General features: G+C 50.2%; 23 protein-coding genes and 1 tRNA gene. 22 read left to right on the top strand and 2 right to left on the bottom strand.

What is annotated here, in order from left to right:
• Window positions 1–76: 76 nt before the first annotated feature.
• The 3 genes from secD to J7438_RS01125 all read left to right on the top strand — a co-directional run bounded on the left by secD (window position 77) and on the right by J7438_RS01125 (window position 5,330).
• On the top strand, window positions 77–1,945 hold the full coding sequence (secD, locus tag J7438_RS01135) for a protein translocase subunit SecD (protein WP_209275094.1): 1,869 nt from the start codon (window positions 77–79) through the stop codon (window positions 1,943–1,945).
• 1 nt (window position 1,946) lies between these two features.
• Window positions 1,947–2,873 (top strand): protein translocase subunit SecF, encoded by a 927-nt coding sequence (gene secF, locus J7438_RS01130; RefSeq protein WP_503003876.1) that lies wholly within the window; start codon window positions 1,947–1,949, stop codon window positions 2,871–2,873.
• Between the two features lie 108 nt (window positions 2,874–2,981).
• Window positions 2,982–5,330, top strand: a complete 2,349-nt coding sequence (locus J7438_RS01125) for an AAA family ATPase (RefSeq protein WP_209275093.1) — start codon at window positions 2,982–2,984, stop codon at window positions 5,328–5,330.
• A 61-nt stretch (window positions 5,331–5,391) separates the two neighbouring features.
• On the opposite strand, the gene J7438_RS01120 is transcribed toward J7438_RS01125, so the two are convergent.
• Window positions 5,392–6,210 (bottom strand): inositol monophosphatase family protein, encoded by an 819-nt coding sequence (locus J7438_RS01120; RefSeq protein ID WP_209275092.1) that lies wholly within the window; start codon window positions 6,208–6,210, stop codon window positions 5,392–5,394.
• A gap of 252 nt (window positions 6,211–6,462) precedes the next feature.
• On the opposite strand from J7438_RS01120, the gene J7438_RS01115 reads away from it, so the two are divergent.
• From J7438_RS01115 to J7438_RS01105, 3 genes are all read left to right on the top strand, one after another.
• A complete protein-coding gene (locus J7438_RS01115) occupies window positions 6,463–7,236 on the top strand; it encodes an RNA methyltransferase (protein WP_209199816.1) in 774 nt (257 codons plus the stop codon).
• 34 nt (window positions 7,237–7,270) lie between these two features.
• A complete protein-coding gene (cysE, locus tag J7438_RS01110; RefSeq protein WP_286196282.1) occupies window positions 7,271–8,089 on the top strand; it encodes a serine O-acetyltransferase in 819 nt (272 codons plus the stop codon).
• Between the two features lie 203 nt (window positions 8,090–8,292).
• Window positions 8,293–8,368, top strand: a tRNA-Val gene (locus J7438_RS01105).
• Between the two features lie 93 nt (window positions 8,369–8,461).
• Here J7438_RS01105 and J7438_RS01100 read toward each other — a convergent pair.
• On the bottom strand, window positions 8,462–10,423 hold the full coding sequence (locus tag J7438_RS01100; RefSeq protein ID WP_209275091.1) for a hypothetical protein: 1,962 nt from the start codon (window positions 10,421–10,423) through the stop codon (window positions 8,462–8,464).
• 450 nt (window positions 10,424–10,873) lie between these two features.
• Here J7438_RS01100 and iscR point away from each other — a divergent pair, with 450 nt between their 5' ends.
• The 16 genes from iscR (at window position 10,874) to der (ending at window position 25,497) form a co-directional block, all read left to right on the top strand.
• A complete protein-coding gene (gene iscR, locus J7438_RS01095) occupies window positions 10,874–11,344 on the top strand; it encodes a Fe-S cluster assembly transcriptional regulator IscR (RefSeq protein WP_209199586.1) in 471 nt (156 codons plus the stop codon).
• A 109-nt stretch (window positions 11,345–11,453) separates the two neighbouring features.
• A complete protein-coding gene (locus tag J7438_RS01090) occupies window positions 11,454–12,668 on the top strand; it encodes an IscS subfamily cysteine desulfurase (RefSeq protein WP_209199587.1) in 1,215 nt (404 codons plus the stop codon).
• 46 nt (window positions 12,669–12,714) lie between these two features.
• Window positions 12,715–13,119: a Fe-S cluster assembly scaffold IscU gene (gene iscU, locus J7438_RS01085; RefSeq protein WP_066016291.1), complete on the top strand. Its 405-nt coding sequence runs from the start codon at window positions 12,715–12,717 to the stop codon at window positions 13,117–13,119.
• A 100-nt stretch (window positions 13,120–13,219) separates the two neighbouring features.
• Window positions 13,220–13,555 (top strand): iron-sulfur cluster assembly protein IscA, encoded by a 336-nt coding sequence (gene iscA / locus J7438_RS01080; RefSeq protein ID WP_101746263.1) that lies wholly within the window; start codon window positions 13,220–13,222, stop codon window positions 13,553–13,555.
• Between the two features lie 178 nt (window positions 13,556–13,733).
• A complete protein-coding gene (gene hscB, locus J7438_RS01075; RefSeq protein ID WP_209275090.1) occupies window positions 13,734–14,276 on the top strand; it encodes a Fe-S protein assembly co-chaperone HscB in 543 nt (180 codons plus the stop codon).
• Window positions 14,277–14,297: 21 nt separating this feature from the next.
• A complete protein-coding gene (gene hscA, locus J7438_RS01070) occupies window positions 14,298–16,175 on the top strand; it encodes a Fe-S protein assembly chaperone HscA (protein WP_209275089.1) in 1,878 nt (625 codons plus the stop codon).
• Window positions 16,176–16,514 (top strand): ISC system 2Fe-2S type ferredoxin, encoded by a 339-nt coding sequence (fdx, locus tag J7438_RS01065; protein WP_209199591.1) that lies wholly within the window; start codon window positions 16,176–16,178, stop codon window positions 16,512–16,514. It abuts the gene before it with no gap.
• A gap of 65 nt (window positions 16,515–16,579) precedes the next feature.
• Window positions 16,580–16,783 carry a Fe-S cluster assembly protein IscX gene (gene iscX / locus J7438_RS01060; protein ID WP_209199592.1) on the top strand — a complete coding sequence of 68 codons (204 nt, stop codon included), beginning with the start codon at window positions 16,580–16,582 and terminating at the stop codon, window positions 16,781–16,783.
• A 175-nt stretch (window positions 16,784–16,958) separates the two neighbouring features.
• A complete protein-coding gene (ndk, locus tag J7438_RS01055) occupies window positions 16,959–17,390 on the top strand; it encodes a nucleoside-diphosphate kinase (RefSeq protein WP_209275088.1) in 432 nt (143 codons plus the stop codon).
• Window positions 17,391–17,507: 117 nt separating this feature from the next.
• Window positions 17,508–18,671 carry a dual-specificity RNA methyltransferase RlmN gene (gene rlmN / locus J7438_RS01050; protein ID WP_286196278.1) on the top strand — a complete coding sequence of 388 codons (1,164 nt, stop codon included), beginning with the start codon at window positions 17,508–17,510 and terminating at the stop codon, window positions 18,669–18,671.
• A gap of 98 nt (window positions 18,672–18,769) precedes the next feature.
• Window positions 18,770–19,531: a type IV pilus biogenesis/stability protein PilW gene (gene pilW, locus J7438_RS01045; RefSeq protein ID WP_209199595.1), complete on the top strand. Its 762-nt coding sequence runs from the start codon at window positions 18,770–18,772 to the stop codon at window positions 19,529–19,531.
• On the top strand, window positions 19,524–20,489 hold the full coding sequence (locus tag J7438_RS01040) for a RodZ domain-containing protein (RefSeq protein WP_209275087.1): 966 nt from the start codon (window positions 19,524–19,526) through the stop codon (window positions 20,487–20,489). The genes pilW and J7438_RS01040 overlap by 8 nt, the downstream gene beginning before the upstream one ends.
• Window positions 20,490–20,691: 202 nt before the next feature.
• A complete protein-coding gene (gene hisS / locus J7438_RS01035) occupies window positions 20,692–21,969 on the top strand; it encodes a histidine--tRNA ligase (protein WP_209275086.1) in 1,278 nt (425 codons plus the stop codon).
• A 77-nt stretch (window positions 21,970–22,046) separates the two neighbouring features.
• Window positions 22,047–22,748, top strand: a complete 702-nt coding sequence (locus J7438_RS01030) for a YfgM family protein (RefSeq protein ID WP_209275085.1) — start codon at window positions 22,047–22,049, stop codon at window positions 22,746–22,748.
• 4 nt (window positions 22,749–22,752) lie between these two features.
• On the top strand, window positions 22,753–23,919 hold the full coding sequence (gene bamB / locus J7438_RS01025; protein ID WP_209275084.1) for an outer membrane protein assembly factor BamB: 1,167 nt from the start codon (window positions 22,753–22,755) through the stop codon (window positions 23,917–23,919).
• Between the two features lie 153 nt (window positions 23,920–24,072).
• Window positions 24,073–25,497, top strand: a complete 1,425-nt coding sequence (der, locus tag J7438_RS01020; protein WP_209275083.1) for a ribosome biogenesis GTPase Der — start codon at window positions 24,073–24,075, stop codon at window positions 25,495–25,497.
• Window positions 25,498–25,503 lie beyond the last annotated feature (6 nt).

The raw sequence follows: 25,503 nt of genomic DNA, 5'->3' as shown, positions 1-25,503 counted from the left end.
GAAAAGACTTTCCCGGCATAGGCCGTATAACAATGCCGCTATTGCGCATCACTATTAAATCAGGAACCGGTGAGCCATGCTCAATCGCTATCCATTGTGGAAGTACCTGCTGATTCTGGTCATCGTAGGTCTCGGGTTTATTTATGCCCTTCCCAATCTTTACCCCGCAGACCCGGCAGTGCAGGTGACTGGTGCCAGTTCGTCCAGAGTGATGGATGAGCGCGTTCAGCAACGTGCTGAAAAGGCTCTGGCAGCGGCCAATGTTGATATCAAGTCTGTTGAACTTGACGACAAGGCATTGCTGATTCGTCTGAACCGTGCCGATCAGCAGCAGTTGTCGAAATCGCTGATCAAAGAAGCGCTTGGGGATGACTATATTGTGGCCATCAATCTGGCCCAGACGACGCCGGAATGGTTAACTTCTATCGGGGCCTACCCCATGAAGCTCGGGCTTGACCTGTCAGGTGGTGTTCACTTCCTGCTGGAGGTGGACACGGCGAAAGCCCTGCAGCTGAAAATGGATATTGCCACCTCAGAAATTCGAACTTCCCTGCGTAAAGAAAAGCTCCGCTATCGCACCATGCCTGAGCGTGCCGATGGTGCACGACAGCTGGCATTTAATGACGTGTCATCCCGTGACCAGGCAGCCCGCCTGATCAGTACAGATTTTCCTGATTTGACGGTTGAGAACGCTGACGTTAATGGTCGCCCTGTGCTTTCTTATCGCTACTCTGAAACGGCCATTAAAGAGATTGAAGATTATGCGGTGCGTCAGAACCTGACCACGGTCCGTAACCGTGTCAATGAGCTGGGTGTGTCCGAGCCATTGGTTCAGCGTCAGGGTCGTAACGGTATCGTTGTTGAGTTGCCCGGTGTTCAGGATACGGCAGAAGCCAAGCGTATTCTGGGTAAGACTGCCAACCTGCAGTTCCGCCTTGAAGCGCTGCCCAATGCTTCCAGGGCCAGTACTGAGTCGTTCAGTTTCCGGGATGCCCGTCGTCCTGCGGTGGATCTTGAGCGGGATATCATCATTACCGGTGACCAGGTGTCCAGCGCCCAGTCCAACTTTGATGCCCAGACCGGTCAGCCACAGGTTAATATCAATCTGGACAGTCATGGCGGTGCTGTAATGAACCGTGCTACCCGTAATAACGTGGGGCGTGCCATGGCGGTTATCTTTATTGAGCAGAAGCCTGTGACCAAAGTGGTCACCAAAACAGTCGACGGTAAGCAGGTAAAGGAAACAATCCCAGGTTTCCAGCAGGAAGAGAGTATTATCAGTCTGGCAACCATTCAGAGTGCATTGGGTAACCAGTTCCGTATTACCGGTCTGAACTCCACAGCCGAGGCTTCTGAGCTGGCGTTGTTGTTGAGAGCGGGTTCCCTGGCTGCTCCGATGTATTTCGCTGAGGAAAGAACGGTGGGTCCAAGCCTTGGTGCGGAGAATATCCAGATGGGTATTCATTCCACCGTTATCGGTCTGATTCTGTTGCTGATCTTTATGGTTGTGGTTTACCGGGTGTTTGGCGTGCTGGCGAATCTTGCCCTGGCCATGAATCTGGTGCTGCTGATAGCGGTGATGAGCCTGTTTGGTGCCACACTGACGATGCCGGGTATCGCCGGTATTGTGTTGACGCTGGGGATGGCGGTGGATGCCAATGTGCTGATTTTTTCCCGTATTCGGGAAGAGATTCGCGGTGGTCGGCCGGTGCAGCGGGCGATCCATGACGGTTTTGACCGGGCGTTTGTCTCAATCTTCGACGGCAATATCACCACGCTGCTGGTGGGGATCATCCTGTTTGCCGTGGGAACCGGGCCAATCAAAGGTTTTGCGGTCACCCTGTGTATCGGTATTCTGACGTCTATGTTCACAGCCATTGTTCTGACACGTGCTCTGGTTAACCTGACCCATGGCGGTCGTAACCTGAAGAAACTGTATATTTGAGGTGGCAGTGATGAATGATTTGAAAGTCATCAATTTCATGCGGCTGCGCTCCTACGCTTCGGTGCTGTCGCTGTTGTTAATGCTGGGCTCTGTTGGTGCTCTTGCGGTTAAGGGGATTAACTGGGGGCTGGATTTTACCGGCGGCACGCTGATTGAGCTGGTGTATGATCAGCCGGTTAAAACGGCTGATATCCGTGATCAGTTGGCAACCGCTGGTTATGACAACGTTGTCGTTCAGGAGTTTGGTTCCGCCGAGGATATTCTGGTTCGTATTCCCGGCGATGATCCGAAAATGGGGGCATCAGTTGCCGGTCTTCTGGGGCAGAACTATGACGGCAATGTTGAGGCTGTGCGCGTTGAGTTTGTCGGGCCTCAGGTGGGTGAGAGGCTGAGGGAGCAGGGCGGCCTTGGTATGCTGTTCGCCATGTTGCTGATTACGCTCTACATCGCTTTCCGCTTCCAGTTCAAGTTCTCGGTTGGTGCGATTCTGTCCCTGGCTCACGATGTGATTTTCACCCTGGGCCTGTTTGCCCTGTTAGGGCTGCAGTTTGACCTGACGGTGATGGCGGCGCTGCTTGCAGTGATTGGTTACTCACTGAACGACACTATTATTGTTTATGATCGAATCCGTGAGAATTTCCGCAAGCTGAGAAAAGGGGATGCCGATGAGGTGATCAATGTGTCATTGACCCAGACCCTGGGTCGTACATTGGCCACTTCCGGTACCACCTTGATGGTGTTGCTGGCCTTGTTCCTGTTCGGTGGTGAAATGATTCATAACTTTGCCCTGGCATTGATTGTGGGGGTGGGTGTTGGTACTTACTCCTCCATCTATATCGCTTCCAATATGCTGATCTACATGAGGATTAGCAGGGAAGATCTGATTGTTCCGGTGAAGGAAAATGAAGACTCTGAGCAGATGCCATAACGCATCGGGTTGAAGAGGTTAAAAACCGGCAATTTTGCCGGTTTTTTTTGGTCTATAGTAAATTTCCTGCAAGGCAGGGCATCCTGAATACCAATTAAAGAGGTTGCTATGTTTACGGGAAATAATTTTCATCCATTTCGTCATGATGTAACCGTTAACCATCGCGAAACTGATTCGGGTGCCCAGGGAGGTGCAGATGGTTCTTTTGATAGCCGCTCTGTTAGTCCTTCACAAGGCTCTGCTTCGCAATATTTACAATACATGAAAGATCGGGAGGTGCTATTTGGACGACCGCAGGAGCATTGTACCGGGGAGGGTGGTGACCGTCTCAGGCGTCATGACAGCATTATGCCGATATTGTCGGATAAGTTTGAGGCTAAACTGAGTGGCGGCATTGAGGCAGCAACAACAGACGGTGGTAGCAGATTAAACACCGACAGGTACAGGGACGTATGGCTTTCCGGGCCAGAACCGAACAGTGTGATTGTGGCAAATGGAACACCACTTGATTCTACCTATGCGTGTTTGAATGGCAGAAATGGCTCCACCCAGGTGGTAAAAGTATTGAAACGAAATGATGTTGCGCCTGAAACAGCCTATTTAACGCAGGTGATGAGAAGTAACTGCCAACTGCCTTCCTCTGAGATGACGATTGATTTAACGCCAGTGGTTGTCACTGATGACTGCTGGGATTCAGTGGCGCTCCATATTCAGCTTCTCACGACTGTCAAAAGTGCTCCCCGGGGCCCCGGTGGGCGCGAGCCAGTAATTAAGTCCTGGCAGGCTATTTCAGGGGCATTTCTGCGAATGTGTCACCGTTCCGGTTGTCCACTGCAGGACTCACGATCCTATTTATTCAAGGATGGTAACCATCTTTTGGTTGCCAGTGTAACGCTCAGATCCTCTGGAGATGTCCGGGAGTCTACTGTTGGCCTGCTGGCCAGGGATGCCCGGGTTTCGAGTATTACCGTCAATGCCAGTTTAAGAAAAAAGCTGAACATTACTGATATTCCTGCGGCCATAGATATCAAGAAGCTTGCGGAAAAGTTTGACTATAATGGTGAAGCTTACGGTATTGGTGGTGCGAACGAGGCTATTCGACAGTTTATAGATGCGTTTATCAGTCCACGACTAGTGCCGGATAAGCTGAAAAATGCCATGAAATGTCAACTGACCAGGGGCGGTATTCTTTCGGGGCCTCCGGGTACGGGTAAGACGCTGTTTATCCGGGTTATTGAGTCCTTGCTCAGGGAAAACGGCTTTACTGTCTCGACCCAAATCATTTCCGGGCCGGAGGTTTTTACCAAGTATGTCGGTGATTCTGAGCAGCGCGTCAGGGCGATTTTTTCCGATGACGGCCTGGAAAATAAACAGAGTCTTCGTCTGGTGTTAATTGACGAAATTGATTCGATGCTACCGGCCAGGGGGAGGGCGGGCGATAATGGCATCGGGGATAAAGTCGTTAATCAGTTTTTGACCTGCATGGATGGCGTTAATGTGCAAAGTGGCCTGATTGTGTTCGGCACAACCAATCGGCCAGACCTGATTGACCCGGCCGTGATGCGCCCCGGGCGCATGGATATGCAGATGAAGTTTAATTTGCCAGAAGGCGACCAGCGTCTTCAGATTTTAAAGATTCAGACCAGGAATCTGTCGGATGGCGGGATGTTGAATCCGGATGTCTCTCTTGAAGAGCTGGCGAAAAATACCGTCGGCTTCAGTGGTGCTGAACTTGGATCCCTGGTGGAGAAGGCCATGCAATCGGCTCTGCGCAGGGGGCAGGGGTTGGCAGAGAGTGACACTTTTTTTTGTCCTCAGGCGCTCAGTCAATTAGCGACACTGGATGTCAGTATGGCTGATTTCAAATGGGCTTTTACCCGGGTTCAGCCGCAGTTTGGGAAAAGTAATTTCATGTCCCTGGCGGGGAAAACCTTCGACTATGAGTGTTATTCACCAGAAATGGTCAGTGAGCTTAAGATGACACTGGCTGATTTTAAGCAGGATGATTCCTGCTCTACCATGCGTATCCTTATCATAGGGCCTCCGGGTAGCGGTAAATCAACACTGGCTGCCCTGGCGAACCATGAGTTTGGTGCGTTTTGCAGCTACGTGTCGGCCGCCGATGTGGTCAAATCCAGGGATCGCACCAGGCCGCTGAATGATGTTTTTGCTGAGCGGCGCAATCATCAGGCCAAGCCGGATTGTCATTATGCGGTGATTGTTGACGATTTTGATACCATGATTAATTACGATGGTACGTTCTATGACCGCGCCATGGTATCTGTGCTGGATGCCCATACCAAGCAATCTCTGCGGGGGGTGGGAGAAGGAAAATTGCTCACGCTGGTCACGGCGACAGAGGACGAAGATGAAGATGAAGAGGGAGGGGCTGATTTTCTTCCCCGTCTGTTTCCCGTACATCTGGTGTTCAGGACGATGGATGAAACGGATATCTAGAAAAGTGAGGCGACTTAGCCTCACTCTGCTTTCAATTACAGATAGGGATTATGGGCAGGGTTCAGTAGCGAAACATACCTTCAGTTACGAAAGGTCTTATGCGCTTCAACACCTCTTTGAAACAGCCGCTGTTACCGGCAACGATCTGGTTGTTCTTCATGTAGGTGTGGCCACCTTTGAAGTCACCAACCAGTCCGCCAGCTTCCTGAATCATCAGTACGCCTGCTGCCATATCGTAGTCCTGCAGGCCGATTTCCCAGAACGCATCCAGACGACCGGCAGCCACATAAGCCAGGTCGAGAGCTGCAGAGCCAGCGCGACGGATACCAGCAGTATCCCCCAGCAGGCTTCTCATCATGTTCAGGTAGCTGTCCAGGTGGTTGATGCCCGGGTTCATGAATGGGATGCCGGTACCGATCAGTGCGCCGTCCAGATTTCTCCGGTTGCCAACGCGAATGCGTTTGCTGTTCAGGATGGCACCGTGGCCACGGCTGGCACAGTATTCTTCCTCTTTGAGCGGGTCGAGAATAACGGCGTGTTCAAGGCGTCCGCGGTATTGAACCGCAATGGAAACCGCAAAATGAGGGATGCCATTGATGAAGTTGGTGGTGCCGTCAAGCGGGTCGATGATCCAGAGGTAATCTTTACCTTCACCCTTGCCTTCACGGTGTCCGCTTTCTTCACCGTAGAAGCCATGGTCAGGGTAGGTTTTGCTCAGAGAGGCGATAATAGCCTTCTCAGCAGCCTTATCCACCTCAGTTACAAAGTCGTTACGGCTTTTGAATTCGATATTAACGTGATCAAGATCTTTGTAGGCGCGGGCTATGATTTCGCCAGCCTGGCGTGCTGCACGCAGCGCCATATTAACCATCGGTTGCATAGGCTTAATTACATCTGAAATGTGAAAGATCGTTTGGGAAAGGGATTGTACCGGATTCAACGAACCGATTGTATCCTGGGCTGTGAAAATGACTGTCTTTCAGAGAGTGGCAACATTTTCACGAAAAAGTGGGGGCGCATTCTGACAGGATGAACTTTAACTTGCAATGGAGTATGTGTGTCTGCCTGTCGGTAGTTTTACTATAAGCTTGGCATTGGCCGTAATTTGAGTACACTGACTGGCTGATACTACATGAAGCTAGAGATTCCTGCGGTGCTCGACAATTTTTCCGAGAACATTTCCATAGTGCTGGTCAATCCTTCCCATCCCGGTAACATCGGGGCTGCCGCCCGTGCCATGAAAACCATGGGGTTAAGCCAGTTGTGTCTGGTCGCGCCGGATGACTTTCCATCAGGCACTGCAACAGCGCTGGCTTCTGGCGCTGACGATCTCCTGAGAAATGCCAGGGTTTGTGCAACATTGGATGAGGCTCTGGCGGATTGTCAGTTTGTGGTGGGTACCAGCGCCAGGGTAAGAGGTGTTTCTCTCCCGCTGGTGGACCCCCGAACATGCGCCCGGAGTATTATTGACGAAGCAGTGACCCATAAGGTCGCCCTGATTTTTGGCCGGGAAGATAAAGGCCTGACCAATGAACAGTTGCGACGCTGTCATCTGCAGGTGCATATCCCAACCAATGAAGAATTCAGCTCTCTCAACCTCGGGGCGGCGGTACAGGTACTCTGTTACGAGTTGCGGATGATGCAGTTGCTCAGTGCCGATGCCCTTGAGATGCCCGAGCCCCGCAGCCATGAGTTGGCAAATATGGAGGATATGGAGCGTTACTATGATCATCTGTACCAGGTGTTGCTGGAGATTGGTTTTCTCGATCACAGCAGCCACGAGAAGATTATGGCCAAATTGCGTCGCCTTTATGGGCGGGTTCGTCCGGATCGTGTTGAGCTGAGTATTCTTCGGGGGGTTCTGTCAGAAACCCAGCGATGTCTTGCCTCGAAAGAAACAGAATGAGCAGGGCAGGGATAATAACAGACAGGCGCAGACCATGTTTGAGCGAATAAAAGAAGATATTAAAACAGTAATGGATCGGGATCCGGCGGCACGGAATACCTTCGAGGTGGTTACCAACTACCCCGGGTTGCACGCGTTATTGCTGCACAGGGTGTCGCACAAACTCTGGACGTCGGGGTTTTTCTGGCTGGGGCGCATGCTGTCAACATTTAATCGCTGGTTAACCGGTATTGAGATACATCCGGGCGCTACCATTGGTCGACGCTTTTTTATCGATCATGGTATGGGGGTTGTTATTGGTGAAACGGCGGTCATACACGATGATGTCACTCTTTATCATGGTGTGACGCTGGGAGGAACTTCTCCCAATAAGGGCAAGGAACATCCGGCTAACCAGGGTAAGCGGCACCCGACGTTGGCTAATGGCGTTGTTGTGGGAGCTGGCGCAAAAGTGCTTGGACCATTTGTGGTCGGAGAGGGAGCCAGGGTTGGATCAAATGCGGTGGTTGTGCGTGCAGTGCCACCGGGGGCAACCGTGGTTGGTATTCCCGGCAGGATTGTAAAGAAGCCGGAGGTGGCGGATGGCAGCGGTGAGCGCCGTCATGCCAATGCGGAAAAGATGGCGGAGAAAATGGGGTTTGATGCCTATGCCGTCACATCTGAAATGCCTGACCCTACCGCCCATGCCATCTCGGCCATGCTGGATCATCTCCATGAAGTGGATTCCCGCTTTGATACTTTGTGCCAGGTGTTAAAAGACCATGGTCTTGAGTGTAAGGTGCGGCCATTGCCAGAGTTAAAGAAAGAAGACTTTGCACCTGTGAAAGAGGAAATTACTTCATCGCTACCATAGCTGTGAGTTTAATCTGACTGGCTTTCCGGTGATGATCTGGCTTTTTTCCTGGTTTGAGCGGGTTGCAAGTGGTGCTTTGTTTCAGAATAATTGTTCCGGTCCCGTGAGCAGTTCCTGAAACATTGCCGCAGCATTTTCTGCTGAAATTGTTGCGGCAAAGGTATTGCATTTTTTAGAAGTATTGATAATATGCGCGGCACTTCAGTCGGTTAGCTCAGTTGGTAGAGCACCACCTTGACATGGTGGGGGTCGCTGGTTCAAGTCCAGTACCGACTACCAGATTTTTATCTTTCCTCAGTAATATCCCTGCATAGCCAGCGATAGCCATTTTGACGACTGGCGTTGTTAATCTTAACTTCGTGTTGACTATTCTCAATCCTTTTGGATTCGTATTCCAAATTTGCAGTCTGGGTCGATGAAGTACGCAATCATCGCTTGCACATTTGGAAATCTTTTTGGGTTGACACAACTGTCACTGAGTTCGGCTATTGATCCATCGGTTCGTTTTACCAGTGTGCAGAAATGTTTAGCATTCTGGTCGACACAGACAGCCGTCCAATTCTGTTGCAATACCTTTGCCATTGATGATTTGGGAATGATGTCATAATTTACGTTTAGCTCATTTGGAATACCAAATAACCATGCAGGGAAAGTGTTTCCACGATCAATGTGATTATTAAATTTCTCTGGAAGGTGTCTGGTGCGATTGTCTGTTTGTTTTGTTGATAGTTGGTATTTATAGAAGCTGCTCCAGTCATTGGCCAGGTTAATAGCTTTTGCACGTTCTTTGCTTTCTATATCTTTTATTCTTTCTTCCTCACGATGCAGTGTATCTTCCAACTTGGCTAAATCTTGTTCATGTCCCGGTAGGAGTAGTTCATTAAGAAAAATAGACTCTGCTTTTTCATCTATCTTTTTTTTATAGGCTACTGGGTCTTTCTTTTTTAGGTCTTCAATAGTGGCACGTTTTTCTTTATTGTCGATAGCTGTTTGTCTTATTAGACTTTCAAGATCTGCCAGTTCCTTACGAAGATTTCTAAGGCTATTTTGAATTCTACGTTTTTCTTTAATCTCTTCGTTCGGTATAGGGTGTGTTTCCGGGCAAAGAGCATCCTCGCCAATAAGCTGGTAGGCAGTGACGAAAAAGAGATAATTCTGGTTATGTATTTCACACTGATTTTGTGAGATTGGCAGGCAATCATAGTCTCTGTTTTTAATCCCTTTCAGGGGAAGGTCTTCTGGTTTTGCGTCGGGTGATCTGGCTGCATGGTACATGCTTCTTTGCATTTCTTTTAATTTGTCTAAATCATTCTGCAGTTTCTGAGTGGTATTGCACCATTGACCGCTTTTGAATTGCTCGCGGTAGAGAGCAAATGTATTTTTGAGTGCGCTGCGAATACGTGATTTTGTCTCGGGGTCCCAGCGAGAAGCATTATCAGGGCCGGGAATGTTTATCAGATCAATTTCAGCATCGATATTGTCCAGGAATTGTTGGATTTGCCATTGCACCTTCCCTGAAGGGGGTTGTGCAGCAGTCATTGTCGGTCGTGTCAGTTTTTTTTCGCTTTGATATTCACGCGGTTCAAGGGGCTTTTGTTTGATGAGTGAGGTTTTGCGTGTTGCAAGAGGTTTTTTGTGAGGCGTGTGCGGTATAGATGCTTTTAGCAAACCTGGTGTTGCCTTGGCATGTTTCTTGGGAAAGGTCTTATCTTTGCCCCGTAACGCAGATTTGTCCCATTGGGTGGCAGATGTTGCTGTTGCCCATTCAGTGTAATGTTCTTTTATGGCTCTGTAATATGGTAGTTTGGCACAGGTTAAATCTATTTTGAACTCACCGTTTTTTCCGGGCATGTAGTGAATTTGCCCATCCAGCGATGTGATGGCTTCGGCATCATCGTTAAAGTACGCACTATCTGTCTGGTTTTCCAGAAGGCTTTTAAGTCTTTTGTAGTGTTCATCCGTCAGCAGGTTTTCAGATCTGGATGATGCATTGGCTGATGCCGTTTGTGGGCCTGGAGTCGGGTATTTTTCTTTTAGTGTTGCATCATTGGCTGGCCTGATCAGGGATTTGCTGGCGTTGTGCGGTGCAACCCTGAGTTGCGCGAGGGTTTTAATCTGTGGAGGGAGTTTGTCGTAAAATGCCTTCGCAAGCGCTAGATTGAGTGGGCTGTTTTTGTGTTCGCCAATCTCTTCGTTGACAATGCAGATAACCTTTCTTCTATTGCTTATCAGGCATGTGTTTTCAGTGTCCAGTCGATATGTATCGTCTAAAAGGCGTTGCTCGAGTTGTGCAGAATAGCTTTGGATCAGGGCTGTGTAGAATTGAGTATCCATTGTTGCAATCCTTGGGTAAATAATGGTTCTCGGTTGATTCCTTTGTGCGGGAGTCTCAATTTTTGACAAGTATTTTCTCTAAAAGATCCCTGGTTAACGCTTTTGTCAGTGAAACTAACTCTGCTGGAGGGGAATTTGCTGGTCAATTGTGGTGTGCCGGCTACTGGGAAAAGTGTCTTTGAAAGTTGGAACTGCTTTCTATAAAATGCCGAAAAATTATATTAATTTGCTTTTTAACATCTTTTTTATCTCCGATTTATTTGACAATTCGTTTAAGTTTTATCGCTAATAGTTGACTATTTTGCTAAGGTATTTCATAATGCATCGCAAGTACCTTGAGTCTGTAAATATTCTTCTGTCCGGGGAGTCACAGTTAAGAATCATGGGCTTAAGGTGATCATGAACGGATAAAGAGTGATAACTCTGCCTGAATAGCAAGAGAGATGCTGTATGAGATTGACGACCAAAGGACGTTATGCGGTGACCGCCATGCTGGATCTGGCACTTCATTCCGATCAGGGGCCGGTTTCTCTCGCAGATATATCGGATCGTCAGGAAATCTCTCTCTCTTACCTGGAACAGCTGTTTTCCAAGCTACGTCGTGGTGATCTGGTTTGCAGTGTGCGGGGGCCCGGGGGAGGCTACCGACTCAGTCGTGGTGCTGAAGCTATTTATGTTGCCCAGGTGATCGATGCTGTTAATGAGTCCGTAGACGCTACAAAGTGCAAGGGAGCAGGCGGTTGCCAGAAAGGTGTAACCTGTCTGACCCATCACTTGTGGCAGGACCTGAGTGAGCAGATTCATTCGTTTCTTGGAGGGATCAGCCTCGCTGATCTTGTTGCGCGCAGGGAAGTGCAAAGTGTTGCTATTCGTCAGGATGAGCAGCAAGACAACAAAATTGCCGCTGACACCATCCTGTAAGGCATCTTTTTACAGAGCTTTTAAAAAGATGCGTGTGTAGTGGCATGATGATTTTAACCCTTTGCGAATCAAGGGTATTGAGCGTACTGACCGCCTGGAGATGTACCAGATGAAATTACCTATTTATCTCGATTATTCCGCAACAACGCCGGTTGACCCGCGAGTGGCTGAGAAGATGATTCAGTGCCTCTCTCTTGAAGGTAATTTCGGTAACCCGGCCTCCCGCTCCCATGTTTTCGGCTGGCGTGCTGAAGAGGTTGTTGAAGATGCCCGTCGTCAGGTTGCCGATCTTATTCATGCTGATCCAAGAGAGATTGTCTGGACGTCCGGCGCTACTGAATCCGATAATCTGGCCATCAAAGGTGTTGCTCATTTTTACAGCAAAAAGGGCAAGCACATTGTCACCTCCCGAATTGAACATAAGGCGGTACTGGACCCTTGCCGTCAGCTGGAGCGGGAAGGGTTTGAAGTCACCTACCTGGACCCTGACAGCGATGGCCTGATCACGCCTGAAATGGTGGAAAATGCCCTGCGTGATGACACCATTCTGGTGAGTTTGATGCACGTCAATAATGAGATTGGTGTGATCAACGATATTGAAGCCATTGGTGATCTGACCCGTTCACGCAAGATCGTCTTTCATGTGGATGCAGCACAAAGTGTTGGCAAAATTCCATTGAATATGGAAACGATGAAAGTTGATCTGTTGTCCATTTCTGCCCATAAACTCTATGGCCCTAAAGGTATTGGTGTCCTTTATGTGCGCCGCAAGCCCCGAATTCGCCTGGAAGCCCAGATGCACGGTGGCGGTCATGAGCGGGGTATGCGCTCCGGTACTCTGGCCACTCACCAGATCGTTGGTATGGGTGAGGCATGCCGTATTGCTGCTGCGGAGATGGATTCAGAAAGAGCGCGTCTGGCTGTGTTGAAAGATCGAGTGCTTTCCCAGCTGTCCGACCTGGAAGAGGTTCATGTTAATGGCTCTCTTGAGCAGCGGGTTCCGGGTATTTTGAATATCAGCTTTGCCTTTGTTGAAGGGGAGTCTCTGATGATGTCCCTGAAGGACCTTGCTATCTCCTCTGGCTCGGCATGTACCTCCGCCAGCCTTGAGCCATCTTATGTGCTGAGGGCTCTGGGCTTGAGTGATGAGCTGGCTCATAGTTCCCTGAGGATCAGTCTGGGGCGCTTTACTTCAGAGGCTGAAGTGGATCATGCCGTAGCAGAGATCAGAGAAGCGGTTGCAAAACTGAGAGAGCTGTCACCGCTATGGGATATGTACAAAGATGGCGTTGACCTCAGTCAGGTTGAATGGGTCGCACACTGATTTTTTATGAAGTTTTGTCACAAACAAAACTTCAGAGGAGAGAAAAATGGCATACAGCGAAAAGGTTATCGATCACTACGAGAATCCACGCAACGTAGGTAAGCTTGACCAGGATTCTCAAAGCGTGGGCACTGGAATGGTGGGTGCTCCAGCCTGTGGGGACGTTATGCGTCTTCAGATTCAGGTTAATGATGAAGGCGTTATCGAAGACGCGCGCTTCAAAACCTATGGGTGTGGCTCTGCTATTGCTTCCAGTTCTCTGGCAACCGAGTGGATGAAGGGCAAGACGCTGGATGAAGCGGCAACCATCAAGAATACAGATATTGCCGAAGAGCTGGCACTGCCACCGGTTAAAATTCACTGTTCTGTGCTGGCTGAAGATGCTATCAAGGCGGCAATCGATGACTATCGGGCCAAGCAGAAGCATGATGACGCAGCTCCAGCTGCCTGATGCGGTTCTGGGTATTCATGTGCAGAAGTACTGTCTTTAAATAGTGCAGGAATATAGCCGGTGGAGTCGTTTGGTTTCCCGGAAGTGGATGGAGTTTTAAATGGCAATTACCGTAACCATTGCGGCTGCCCGTCACATCAAAGGGCAGCTTTCCCGCAGAGGCAAGGGACTCGGCATAAGGCTGGGTGTACGTACTTCGGGATGCTCTGGTATGGCCTATGTCCTGGAATTTGTGGATGTAGTTGATGAGGATGATCTGGTTTTTGAAGATCACGAAGTCAAAGTGTTTGTTGACCCGAAAAGTCTGGTTTATCTGGATGGCACAGAGTTGGACCTGGTAAAGGAAGGGCTCAACGAAGGTTTGCAGTTTAACAATCCGAATGCTGCCAGTGAGTGTGGTTGCGGTGAAAGCTTTAATGTTGCTGATGCTGGCTGACGGTAATTTTTAAGCCTTCCGGCTTCGTTAATATTGTTACAGAAGTTGGCTGACACTTTTGATTTGCCTTCCGGCCCGGCTGGTTTCCACTGGTCGGGCCTTATTTGTTTAAGGGGTGTTCTTTTTTACAGTTGAATGCTCAGGGTTTGTCATTTCTGACTTGGGAATAGATTGCATTGTGGTTGATTTAACCAAAAACTATTTTGAGCTTTTTGAGTTGCCTGTTTCCTGCCAGGTTGATTTGCAACGCCTGTCCAGTCAGTACCGTGCGTTGCAGCGGGCAGTTCATCCTGACCGGTTTGCCGGGGATGATGAGCGTCAGCAGCGTATCTCTATCCAGTATGCTTCCCATGTTAATGAGGCTTTTAATACGCTGAAGCAGCCGTTGCCCAGGGCGATCTATTTGTTGAAGCTGGCAGGCCGTGATGTTGATATGGAGCGCAACACCATTATGGATTCCGGATTTCTGATGGAGCAGATGGAGTTGCGTGAGACTGTCGCGGATATCAGTTCTGCATCAAATCCTGAGCAGGAAGTTGAGAGGTTGGCCAGTCAGGTGGATGCAGATATTCTTCGATATCTTCAGCAGTTTGAAGGCTTCTGGGTATCTGGAACTGAGCAGGATCTTGAGCAGGCAGAAACGGTTGTCAGAAAGATGCAGTTCATGGTAAAGCTGGCGGCTGAACTGGAACAGCTGGAATCCGAGTTGTTGGACGATTAATCAGGAAGAGAAGAGGCAGATATGGCGTTACTGCAGATTTCCGAGCCGGGACAGGCTCCGGAACCTCATCAATACAAGCGTGCTGTAGGCATTGACCTGGGAACTACCAACTCCCTGGTTGCTGCTGTTCGATCAGGTGCTGCTGAGACGCTTCCTGATATCGATGGTCATCATACCTTGCCTTCTGTTGTTCACTATGGCGAACAGGGGGTTGATGTTGGCAGCAGCGCAAAAGCCAGTGCGCTGATTGACCCGGGCAATACCATTGTGTCTGCTAAGCGCATGATGGGGCGAGGGCTTGAGGATGTTGATGCCCTTGGCGGTGTGTTGCCTTACCGGTTTGTAACCGACGCTTTGGGAAAAAGCGAAGGAATGCCGTTTATCAGAACCCGGCGTGGTGACGTCAGCCCGGTTGAAGTGTCTGCCGAGATTCTCCGTTCCCTGGTTGGTCGTGCAGAAGAGACGCTGGGTGGTGATCTGGATGGTGCCGTGATTACTGTACCGGCGTATTTTGATGATGCCCAGCGACAGGCAACCAAAGATGCTGCCAGGCTTGCAGGGCTGAAGGTGTATCGTCTGCTGAATGAGCCCACTGCGGCAGCCGTTGCCTATGGTCTGGATCAGGGTGGTGAAGGCATTATCGCTGTCTACGACCTTGGTGGTGGCACTTTTGATATCTCGATTTTGCGTCTGGAAAAAGGCGTATTTGAAGTGATGGCCACCGGCGGGGATACTGCCCTGGGTGGTGACGACTTTGACCGTCTGGTGGCACGCTGGATGCTTCGTGAGGCGGGGGTTGATGAGTCCTCAATTAACCCATTGCAGCTTCGGGAAGCGATGGTTGAGGCTTGTCGGGTTAAGGAATCGTTGACCGCCGGATCTGAAGTGGAAGTCAACTTTGGTGAGTGGCGTGGCCGGCTGTCCCGTGCGCAGTTTAACGAACTGGTAGATCCCTTGATTGATCGTACTATTCGGGCATTCAAGCGATCCCTTCGGGATGCCGGGCTGAAGGCGAATGAGATTGATGAAGTGGTTATGGTGGGGGGGTCTACCCGCATGCCAAGGGTTCGAGAAAGGGTTGAGGAATTTTCCGGCAGGCAACCGTTGACCTCCATTGACCCTGATCGGGTCGTAGCCGTTGGTGCAGCTCTTCAGGCTAATGTTCTGGCTGGTAATAAATCGGCAGAAGATATGCTGCTGCTGGATGTTATTCCGCTCTCCCTGGGGCTGGAAACCATGGGCGGCCTGATGGAAAAGGTGATTCATCGCAATACCACTATTCCGGTCAGTCGGGCCCAGGAATTTACCACTTACAAGGATGGTCAGACGGCTATGGCTATTCATGTCTTCCAGGGGGAGCGAGAGTTGATTCGTGATAATCGCTCCCTTGCCCGGTTTGAGTTGCGTGGAATTCCCGCTATGCCTGCGGGCGGTGCTAAAATCCGTGTGACCTTTCAAGTGGATGCGGATGGTTTGCTCAGTGTTGCAGCAGAGGAGTTGTCCACCGGGGTTAAGAGCAGTATTCAGGTGAAACCTTCTTATGGTCTCAGTGATTCTGATATCTCCCGAATGCTGAAAGATTCGTTTGCCCATGCCGGTGATGATCGTGATGCAAGGGCGCTGCTTGAGCAGCAGGTTGAGGCTGACCGGGTTGTTGAGGCGCTGGTAGTTGCGCTGGATAAGGATGGTCAAACACTGCTTGATCAAGATGAATACAGTTCATTGCTGGCAGATGTTGAGTCGCTGAAACAGTGCCGTAAGATCGGTGATGCCAAGTCCATTGCCCGTGAAATTGAACGTATTGCCAAGTCCAGTGAAGAATTTGCTGCCCGTCGAATGAACCAGGGTATTCGTCAGGCTCTTTCCGGACAGAAGTTAGATGATTTGGAGGAGTTCTGAATGACTCGTATCGTTTTTCTACCTCACGATGAGTTGTGCCCGGAAGGTGCTGTTCTCGAAGTTGAGCCCGGAGTCACAGTGTGTGACGCAGCTTTACAGAATGGAATTGAAATTGAGCACGCCTGTGAAAAGTCCTGTGCCTGTACAACCTGCCATGTCATTGTCAGAGAGGGCTTCGACAGCATGGAAGAGCCGGATGAACTCGAAGAAGATATGCTGGACAAGGCCTGGGGACTTGAACCTGAGTCCCGACTGAGCTGTCAGGCTGTGGTGGGTGATGAGGAGTTGGTGGTAGAGATTCCCAAGTACACCATTAACCAGGTTTCTGAACGTCGTTGATGTCGGTTGCTGGTCTGTTTGCGGTTTTCCCGAACAGAACAGCGCAATGATCATGGAGTGAGACAATGAGTTTAAAGTGGGCAGATGTTTATGATATTGCCATTGAGCTTTATGAGGCTTATCCGGATGTGGATCCGCGGTATGTCAATTTTGTCGATCTGAGAAGCTGGGTTTTGGCGCTGGACAGTTTTGAAGATGATCCTGAACGTTGTGGTGAAAAGGTGCTTGAGGCCATACAGATGGCCTGGATTGAAGAGTCTGAAGAGTGATTTTTTGGCGTTGAGGCTGAAAGAACTGACACTATCGACTCTATTGTATACAATGCTGCCAGAACTCCTGCTACGGACAGCCTGAGCCAAGACATGGAAAGCTGAGAGAGTCGTACGTTTTTAATAAGTAATAACAATCCCGAAAGGGCACGAAAATGACAATCTGGAGATCGTAATGGCGGTAGAGCGCACTTTATCCATTATAAAACCTGATGCAGTAGCCAAGAGTGTCATCGGTAAAATTCTTGCTCGTTTTGAGCAGGCCGGTTTGCAGGTTGTAGCGACCAGGATGATTCATCTTACTGACGAGCAGGCGGGTGGTTTCTACGCTGAGCACAAAGAGCGTCCATTTTATCAGGACCTGGTTGCTTTTATGACGTCAGGGCCTGTTGTGGTATCCGTCCTTGAGGGCGAGAATGCTGTTGTCCTGAATCGTGAGCTGATGGGCGCTACTAACCCGAAGGAAGCTGCTGAAGGCACGATTCGGGCTGATTTTGCAGAGACCATCGATGAAAATGCGGTTCATGGATCTGACTCAGTAGCATCTGCTGAGCGTGAAGTGGCCTACTTCTTCGAAGGTTCGGAGATTTGCCCCAGAACACGTTAACGGAATCAGCCCGCTGGCAAATTGTCAGTTTGCCCTGGTCTGACCGTGTTCGGGGTGAACATGAGAATATAAGCCATCAGGAGGCAGCCCTTCTGATGGCTTTGAGGTATTAATAAGATGTCAGAATTGATCGAGCCATCCATCGATCAGGCCAGTGAACCGGCTGGCGAGCTGTCCACTCAGGCAGCCAAGGTCAATTTGCTGGGGCTTTCACGAAAAAAAATGGAAGCCTTCTTTCTTACTATTGGTGAGAAAAAATTCCGTGCTGAGCAGGTTTTGAAGTGGATTCATCATCATCGGGTTGATAATTTCGATGAGATGACCAACATCAGTAAATCCCTTCGTGAGCGGCTTAAGGCCAATGCTGAAATTCGCGGTCCTGAGGTGGTCAGCAGCCATTTTTCTGAGGATGGAACCTGTAAGTGGGTTGTGCGGGTGGCCAGTGGCAGCTGTGTTGAAACGGTATTTATTCCTGAAAATGGACGTGGAACGCTGTGCGTCTCCTCCCAGGCAGGCTGTTCCCTGGATTGCAGTTTCTGTTCTACGGGTAAGCAGGGCTTTAACTCTGACCTGACGGTGGCGGAAATCATTGGTCAGGTATGGGTTGCAGCCCGCCATTTTGGCAATGTGCCGGCCAGGATGGATCGATCCATTACCAATGTGGTTATGATGGGTATGGGCGAGCCATTGATGAACTTCGATAATGTCGTTGATGCCATGGACCTGATGATGGACGACCTTGGCTATGGACTTTCCAAACGGCGGGTGACGTTGAGCACATCCGGTGTTGTTCCTGCGCTGAGAAAGTTAAGTGAAGTGTCTAATGTCTCCCTGGCAGTGTCACTGCATGCACCAAATAATGAGCTGAGAAACCAGCTGGTGCCGATCAACCGGAAGTATCCGCTGGATCAGCTGCTGGATGCCATACATCATTACATGAACAGTTTGACGGACAGTAAGCGGGTCGTTACGATCGAGTATACGTTGCTTGCCGGCGTGAATGATCAACCTGAACAGGCGCAGCAGTTGATTGCTTTGCTGAAAGATCTGCCCTGTAAGATAAACCTTATTCCGTTCAATCCATTTCCTCATTCAGGGTATGAAAGACCCAGCAATAATGCAGTGAGACGGTTTCAGGAAAGTTTGCAGCTGGCTGGTTTTAATGTCACCGTAAGAAAGACAAGAGGTGATGACATTGACGCTGCCTGCGGTCAGTTAGTGGGCAATGTAATGGATAAGACCCGGCGCAGTGAGCGCTACATAGCAGCCAGACAGGTATAAGCTGTTCGGGATGTATCTGCCATCTGACAGGCTTCCGGAGGTTGCTACTCTCAACAGCGTCCCGGATATATTTATAAATTGCAAATGTGGGGGTCAGCATGGGAGTTAAATTGAGGCCCATTGCACTATTGTTTTCTGTATCTCTGGCACTGACAGGCTGTGTCACCACTGACAGTCGGCCTGTTAATGAGAACAGGGCAGTGGTGGACTATATGAATCTTGCCAGGGGTTATCTCCAGGAAGGTTATTCGGAGAAGGCAGTAAGGCCGCTGGAAAGAGCCCTTGAGATTGAACCTTATTCGGCCAGTGTTCATGGCATGCTGGGTATGGCTTATCAGCGTCAGGGGGAAGATCAGCTTGCCGAGCAGGCGTTCAACAAGGCGCTGGCCATTGACCCTGATGCCTCGGACATACGCAATAACTTCGGTGCTTTCCTGTTCTCCAAAAACCGGCTTCAGGACGCTTATCGCCAGTTTGAACTGGCTTCCGGAGATGTTGCTTATTCCCAGCGCAGCCGAACCTTTGAAAACCTCGGGATTGTTGCCTTGCGAATGGGCCGGTCTTCCCTGGCGGTTGATCACTTTACCCGGGCTCTTCGTCTGAACAATAACTTGCCAAGGGCTAATCTGGAGCTTGCCGCTATCTACAAAGAGCAAGGCAATCTCTACACAGGGTGGCAGCATTACCAGGCCTTTGCCGGGTCGGCTGAGCAGACTCCTCGCAGCTTGTTACTGGGTATTGAGTTGGCAAGGGCAAACCGGGATCAGGATAAAGCGGCAGGTTATGCTTTGCAGCTGGAAAGGTTGTATCCCGGCTCTGTAGAGCTGAAGCATTATCGGAGTCGATTGGGTTATGAGTGAACAGGATACTCAGCAGGAAGAAGCTATTCAGGCGTTTGCTCCCGGCGCTGTGCTTGCCCGGGCCCGTAACAGTCAGGGGCTATCTATCCTTGAAGTGGCTGAAAGCCTGAAGATTACTGAAAGTTATGTTAAGGCCATTGAGGAGAGCACGTTTGATATGCTGCCGCAGGCGGCATTTGTCCGTGGCTATATTCGTAATTATGCGAAACTGGTGGGGCTTAATGGCGAAGATCTGGTTAAGGACTTTGACCATTTTATGGGTGTTGATGGGCTGGAATCTCCGCGTTTACAAGGTTCCAGGAAGTTGAAGCCGCTGCGAGCTCACAGTGCGCCTTCTCCGGTATATGCGCTTGCGCTTTTGCTGCTTGTGTCGCTGGGAGGGTTTGGTTATTACCTTTGGAATAGCTGGCTGGGTATTGAGCCAGTGGTCGAGGTGGCCATTATCGAAGAGGTATCTGATGATGTGCCTGAGCCTCTGGTGACTGATGCCAGTGTTGTCTCTGTCCCCTCTGTTGCGGAAATTAGCGAAAGCGTGGGAGAAGAGGCTGTTCCAGCTGATGACACCGCAATTGTACAAGAAGAACCAGGCCTGGAAAAAGATGAGCCTGTTCTGAAAGAGGCCGGGCCAGAGGTTCTTCCAATTGCCATGGCCAGTTCTGAGGTTGTTAATACGGCAGATGAGCCCAATTCACCGATTGTTGATCCGATCAAACCTCTTGTTATTAATTTCTCAGAAGATTGCTGGGTTGAAATCAAGGATGCCACCGGTGAAGTGCTGATTTCAACCGTGCAGAAAGCCGGTTCTTCCATTAATCTTGATGTTTTTCCTCCAGTGAATTTGCGGTTCGGTAATACCCCTGGTGTGGACAGTATCCTGCTGGATGGCGAGCCGGTAGCCAAACCCAGCTCGAATACCCGGGTGGCCAGTGTCTTGTTAACAGGCAGTGATCAGGGTTAAACCAATAGTCCTTAAAACTATGTCCTTTCAGTGAAGAAACTCCCCGCAGCGATGGACATTCTCTAATGGGAGGGCTGTGGGATTGTCACACAAAGGCGTTAACGGTTATAGTTGCCTACTTTTTATTGCGAACCGCCAAATCTCCTGTTCCTGGCGAACCGGGTGAAGTTATGTGGTGTTTTTTGGTAGAGGACATTTGAACTTGGGCAAGCAGCTTCAAGCCATCCGTGGGATGAATGATATTCTTCCCGAACAGACCCCTGTCTGGCAGTACCTTGAGCAGCAGGTACGCTCTGTCCTGACCACTTATGGTTATCAGGAAATCCGGGTTCCGATTGTGGAAAGCTCTGCTCTGTTCAGTCGGGGCATTGGCTCTGGTACGGATATTGTTGAGAAAGAGATGTACACCTTTGAAGATCGCAATGGTGACAAGCTTTCCCTTCGTCCTGAGGCCACTGCCGGAGTTGTTCGCGCAGGTATTCAGCAGGGTCTGTTTTACAACCAGATTCAGCGGTTGTGGACTTCTGGCCCGATGTTCCGCTATGAGCGGCCGCAAAAAGGCCGTTATCGCCAGTTTCACCAGATCAGTGTTGAAGCCTATGGTATGACAGGTCCGGATATTGATGCGGAAATGATCATGATGACGGCACGGTTCTGGCAGAAGCTTGGTCTGTCAAAGCATGTCACGCTGGAGCTGAATACTCTGGGTACTCTGGAAGCCCGTATCCGTTATCGTGAAGCTCTGGTGACTTATCTCATGGATTATGAGTCAGAGCTGGATGATGACAGCCGTCGTCGCCTGACCATTAACCCGCTGAGAATTCTCGATAGTAAAGATCAAAACACGCAGAGAATTGTTGCCGGTGCCCCCGAGCTGTTCGACTATCTGGATGAAGAGTCACGGGAACACTTTGCGCAGTTAAAACAGATTCTGGATGAGGCGGGTGTTGCTTATCGTGTGAATCCCAGGCTGGTGCGCGGCCTTGATTATTATGGCAGAACCGTTTTTGAATGGGTGACAGAAAGCCTGGGTGCCCAGGGTACTGTGTGTGCCGGCGGTCGTTATGATGCGCTGGTTGAGATGTTGGGTGGCAAGACGACACCTGCCGTAGGCTTTGCTATGGGCATTGAGCGCCTGGTGTTGATGCTGGAAACGCTTCAGTTACTGCCGGAATCCGTTTCTAACCGGGTGGATATAGCGGTGGTAGCTGTCGGTGAGGGTGTTGGCCACAGAGCGCTTCCGTTAGTGGAAAGACTGCGTGATGGGTTGCCGGAACTGAAGATTCTGATGAATTGCGGTGGTGGCAGCTTTAAAGCACAAATGAAACGTGCAGATCGCAGTGGTGCTGCCTATGCTCTCATTCTGGGCGAAGATGAGTTGGGTGCCGGGATGGTTACTGTGAAATCCCTGAGGACGGACGATGCCCAACAGCAGCTGCCAATCGCCGATGTGGCCGGACATTTGCAAAAAGTACTATAGAATACTGCTGTTCAGTAAACTGCTCGTTGATGCGATCGTACTGTTAACGGCTTCAGGAAAGAAGTCAGGAGTAAAGGGTGAGTTACCAATCTGATGAAGAGCAGGTCCAACTGCTCAAGAATCTATGGAAAGACTATGGTCAGCCGGTTGTGCTGGGTGTTGCCATGACACTGGCAGCGGTTTCCGGTTATCAGTACTGGCAGAAGACGCAGCAGCAGGAAATTGCTGAAGCTTCATCGCTTTATCAGAACTTGCTGGATACTATTTCCAATGGGTCCTCTCTGGAGCAACAGGCCCCGTTTTCAGCGCCGCTGACTGAGGAGCAAAAAGCAACGGTAAGTCACGTTGTATCTTCATTGCAGAAGGATCATGGCAGCAGTCAGTATGCCGCGTTTGCAACGCTTTTTCTGGCTCAGCAGCAGGTGCAGGATAACCAGTTAAGTGCTGCCCGGGCTTCCCTGGAGTGGGTTCTGGCTCAGAAACCCGCAGCTGAAATTCAGACAATGGCCAGTGTCCGGCTGGCAAGGGTGCTGATCAGTGAGTCTTCCGGGAATGGTCAGCAGGCGCTTGATATCCTGACCAGACTGAATGCTGGCAAGTCCTATGAGTCAACCGTTGAGTCAGCAAAAGGCGATGCTTACCTTGCCGTTGGTGATCGTAAGCAGGCCGAGATGGCTTACCGTAAAGCGGTCGATGCCGCACAGGAGAATGGTCTGAATCGTCCGTTGCTGCAACTCAAATTGGACGACCTGGCCGCAATGGCACCTCAGGAGGGATAACAAAATGGAGAGGTTATTTAAAGGCTCTTTGATTCTTCTGCTGATGCTGGGACTTTCTGCATGCAGTCTTTTTTCATCGGATGAAGAGGAGGTGAGAACGGCCAAACCTCTCCAGACGATTACTGAGGAAAAGGTCAGGCTGGTTGAAGTGTGGTCCAGAGGTGTTGGCAAAGGGGTTGGCAAGCGATTCGAAAGCCTGAAGCCCGCGCTGGATGGCGATAAAGTCTTTGTTTCTGGCGCAGAAGGTACAGTTTTTGCCCTTGAGCGTGATACCGGAAAGGAAGTCTGGAAGAAAAAACTCAATACCCGTGTTGGTGGTGGTGTCAGTGCCGCAGCGGGTATGGTGCTGCTGGGGACACTGGATGGTGAAGTGATTGCCCTGAACCAGGAAAATGGCGATGAACTCTGGCGAGAGCGGGTCAGTAGCGAGATTCTCAGTGCGCCGGTTACTGATGGCTTTTATGTCGCTGTGCAGAGCATTGATGATCGTCTGACCGTGCTTGATGCTGAGAGCGGGCAGTATCTCTGGCGTCAGGAAGCGTTGCAGCCGGCACTGACGTTAAGAGGTTCAGCTGCTCCACTGATCTTCAGCGAAGCGGTGTTTGCCGGGTTTGCCAGCGGCGAAGCAAAAGCCTTCCGTCTGAAAAACGGTGCGCCGCTGTGGAGTTCCCGGGTTGCCGCTCCCAAGGGCAGTACTGAGCTGGAACGGATGGTTGATATCAAGGGGGCTCCGCTGATCCTTGGAGATTCGATTTTCTTTGTCAGCTTCCAGGGCAATGTTGCCGGGCTGGACCTATACAGTGGTCGGGTTCGCTGGGCAAAAGAGCTGTCCAGTTATGAATCCATGACAGAAGGGTTTGGTGCTATCTACCTGACCAGTGAAGAGAGTTATGTCAGCTCCATTGATCAGAGAACCGGTGCCGCTAACTGGCGACAGGAAGATTTTGAGTTCCGTCAGCTGTCAGCACCAGCGGCGTTCAGCAGTTATGTTGTGGTCGGTGATGGTGAGGGTTATGTACACCTGTTGTCACAGGTTGATGGCAGTCAGGCTGGGCGTTTCAAGGCTGACTCTTCTGCAATTAAAGCTCAGCCCCTGGTGGATGGTGACTTGATCCTGGTCTTGTCAGCTGATGGTGAGCTGGTTGCTCTGAAGGAAAAAGCTTCCGGGTAGAGGAAGCTGGTTTCTGACTTTTAAGAATGTTGTCGGGCTGAATCTTTAAAAGGATTCAGCCCGTTTTCAATTTCGGTCTGATGACCGATGCGCTGGGAAGGTCTTGTTCTGAATGATTTCCCCGCTGCGTAATTTGTAATTTTGGTAAATCTTATGGTTCCTGTAATTGCCCTGGTGGGTCGGCCAAATGTTGGCAAGTCCACCCTTTTTAACCGTCTGACCCGCTCCCGGGATGCTTTGGTGGCCAATGTGGCCGGGTTAACCCGCGACCGGAAATACGGTGAGGGCAAGATTGGTTCGCATCCCTATATTGTTGTCGATACCGGCGGTATTTCCGGTGATGAAGAGGGGATTGACTCTGCCATGGCAGAACAGTCGCTGGCGGCCATCAATGAGGCGGATGTTGTCCTGTTTCTGGTGGATGCCAAAGCCGGGTTGACAGCTGCTGATGAAATGATTGCTTTGCACCTTCGCAAGCAGGGCAAAAAGTATCATCTGGTGCTGAATAAGGTAGACAGGGTAGATGCTGAGCAGGCCGAGGCAGATTTTGCTTCCCTGGGTATCGGCGAAGCCTATCATATTGCTGCCGTGCATGGTCGGGGCGTAAGCAACATGATCAATGACGTGCTGCTGGAGTGTGCTGACGGTGAGGCAGAAGAGTCTGATGAACTGTCAACCAGGCCCAGAGGTATCAAGATTGGTATAGTTGGTCGTCCCAATGTGGGTAAATCTACCCTTGTTAACCGCTTGTTAGGCGAGGAGCGAGTGGTTGTTTACGACCAGGCGGGAACGACCCGTGACAGCGTTTACATTCCTTATGAGCGTTTTGGTCAGGACTATACGCTGATTGATACGGCGGGTGTCCGCAGAAGAGGCAAGGTGTCCGAATCCATCGAAAAGTTTTCGGTCATCAAGACGCTGCAGGCGATTGAGGATGCCAATGTGGTGGTTCTGGTGCTGGATGCCCGTGAAGGTATTGTGGAGCAGGATCTGCACCTGCTGGGCTTTGTTCTGGACGCGGGTCGTGCTGTGGTCATTGCACTGAACAAGTGGGATGGCATGGAAGAAGAGCAGAAAACCCGGGTAAAGGCAGAGCTGAAGCGTCGACTCGGGTTTATCAATTATGCCCGCATTCATATGATTTCGGCAAAACACGGCACCGGTGTCGGCAATCTGTATGACTCGATTGAAGAGGCGTATGAAGCGGCGACCAGTAAACTGTCCACCAATCGTCTGACGCGAATTCTGGAAGATGCCGTTAAGGAGCATCAGCCGCCCATGGTCAATAATCGCCGTATTAAGCTACGTTACTGCCATGCTGGTGCCATGAATCCGCCAACGATTATTATTCATGGCAATCAGACTGACCGGGTGCCGGCGGCTTACCGACGTTACCTGGAAAATACCTTCCGCAAAGTGCTGAAGATTATGGGGACACCTATTCGAATTGAATTCCGCTCAGGTGATAACCCTTATGCGGAAACCAAAGAGATTGATCAGAGGCAGGCTCACCGTAAGCGCAGAGTTGAAAAATCGGCACAGTTTGCCAAAGAAAAGCGTAAGACAAAACGTTCCTGACTGGTT

The organism is Thalassotalea sp. G20_0, assembly GCF_017744175.1.
Taxonomy (GTDB): domain Bacteria; phylum Pseudomonadota; class Gammaproteobacteria; order Pseudomonadales; family Endozoicomonadaceae; genus Endozoicomonas.
The sequence above is the reverse complement of the archived record's forward strand: the minus strand, read 5'-3'. Positions and strand labels throughout refer to the sequence as shown.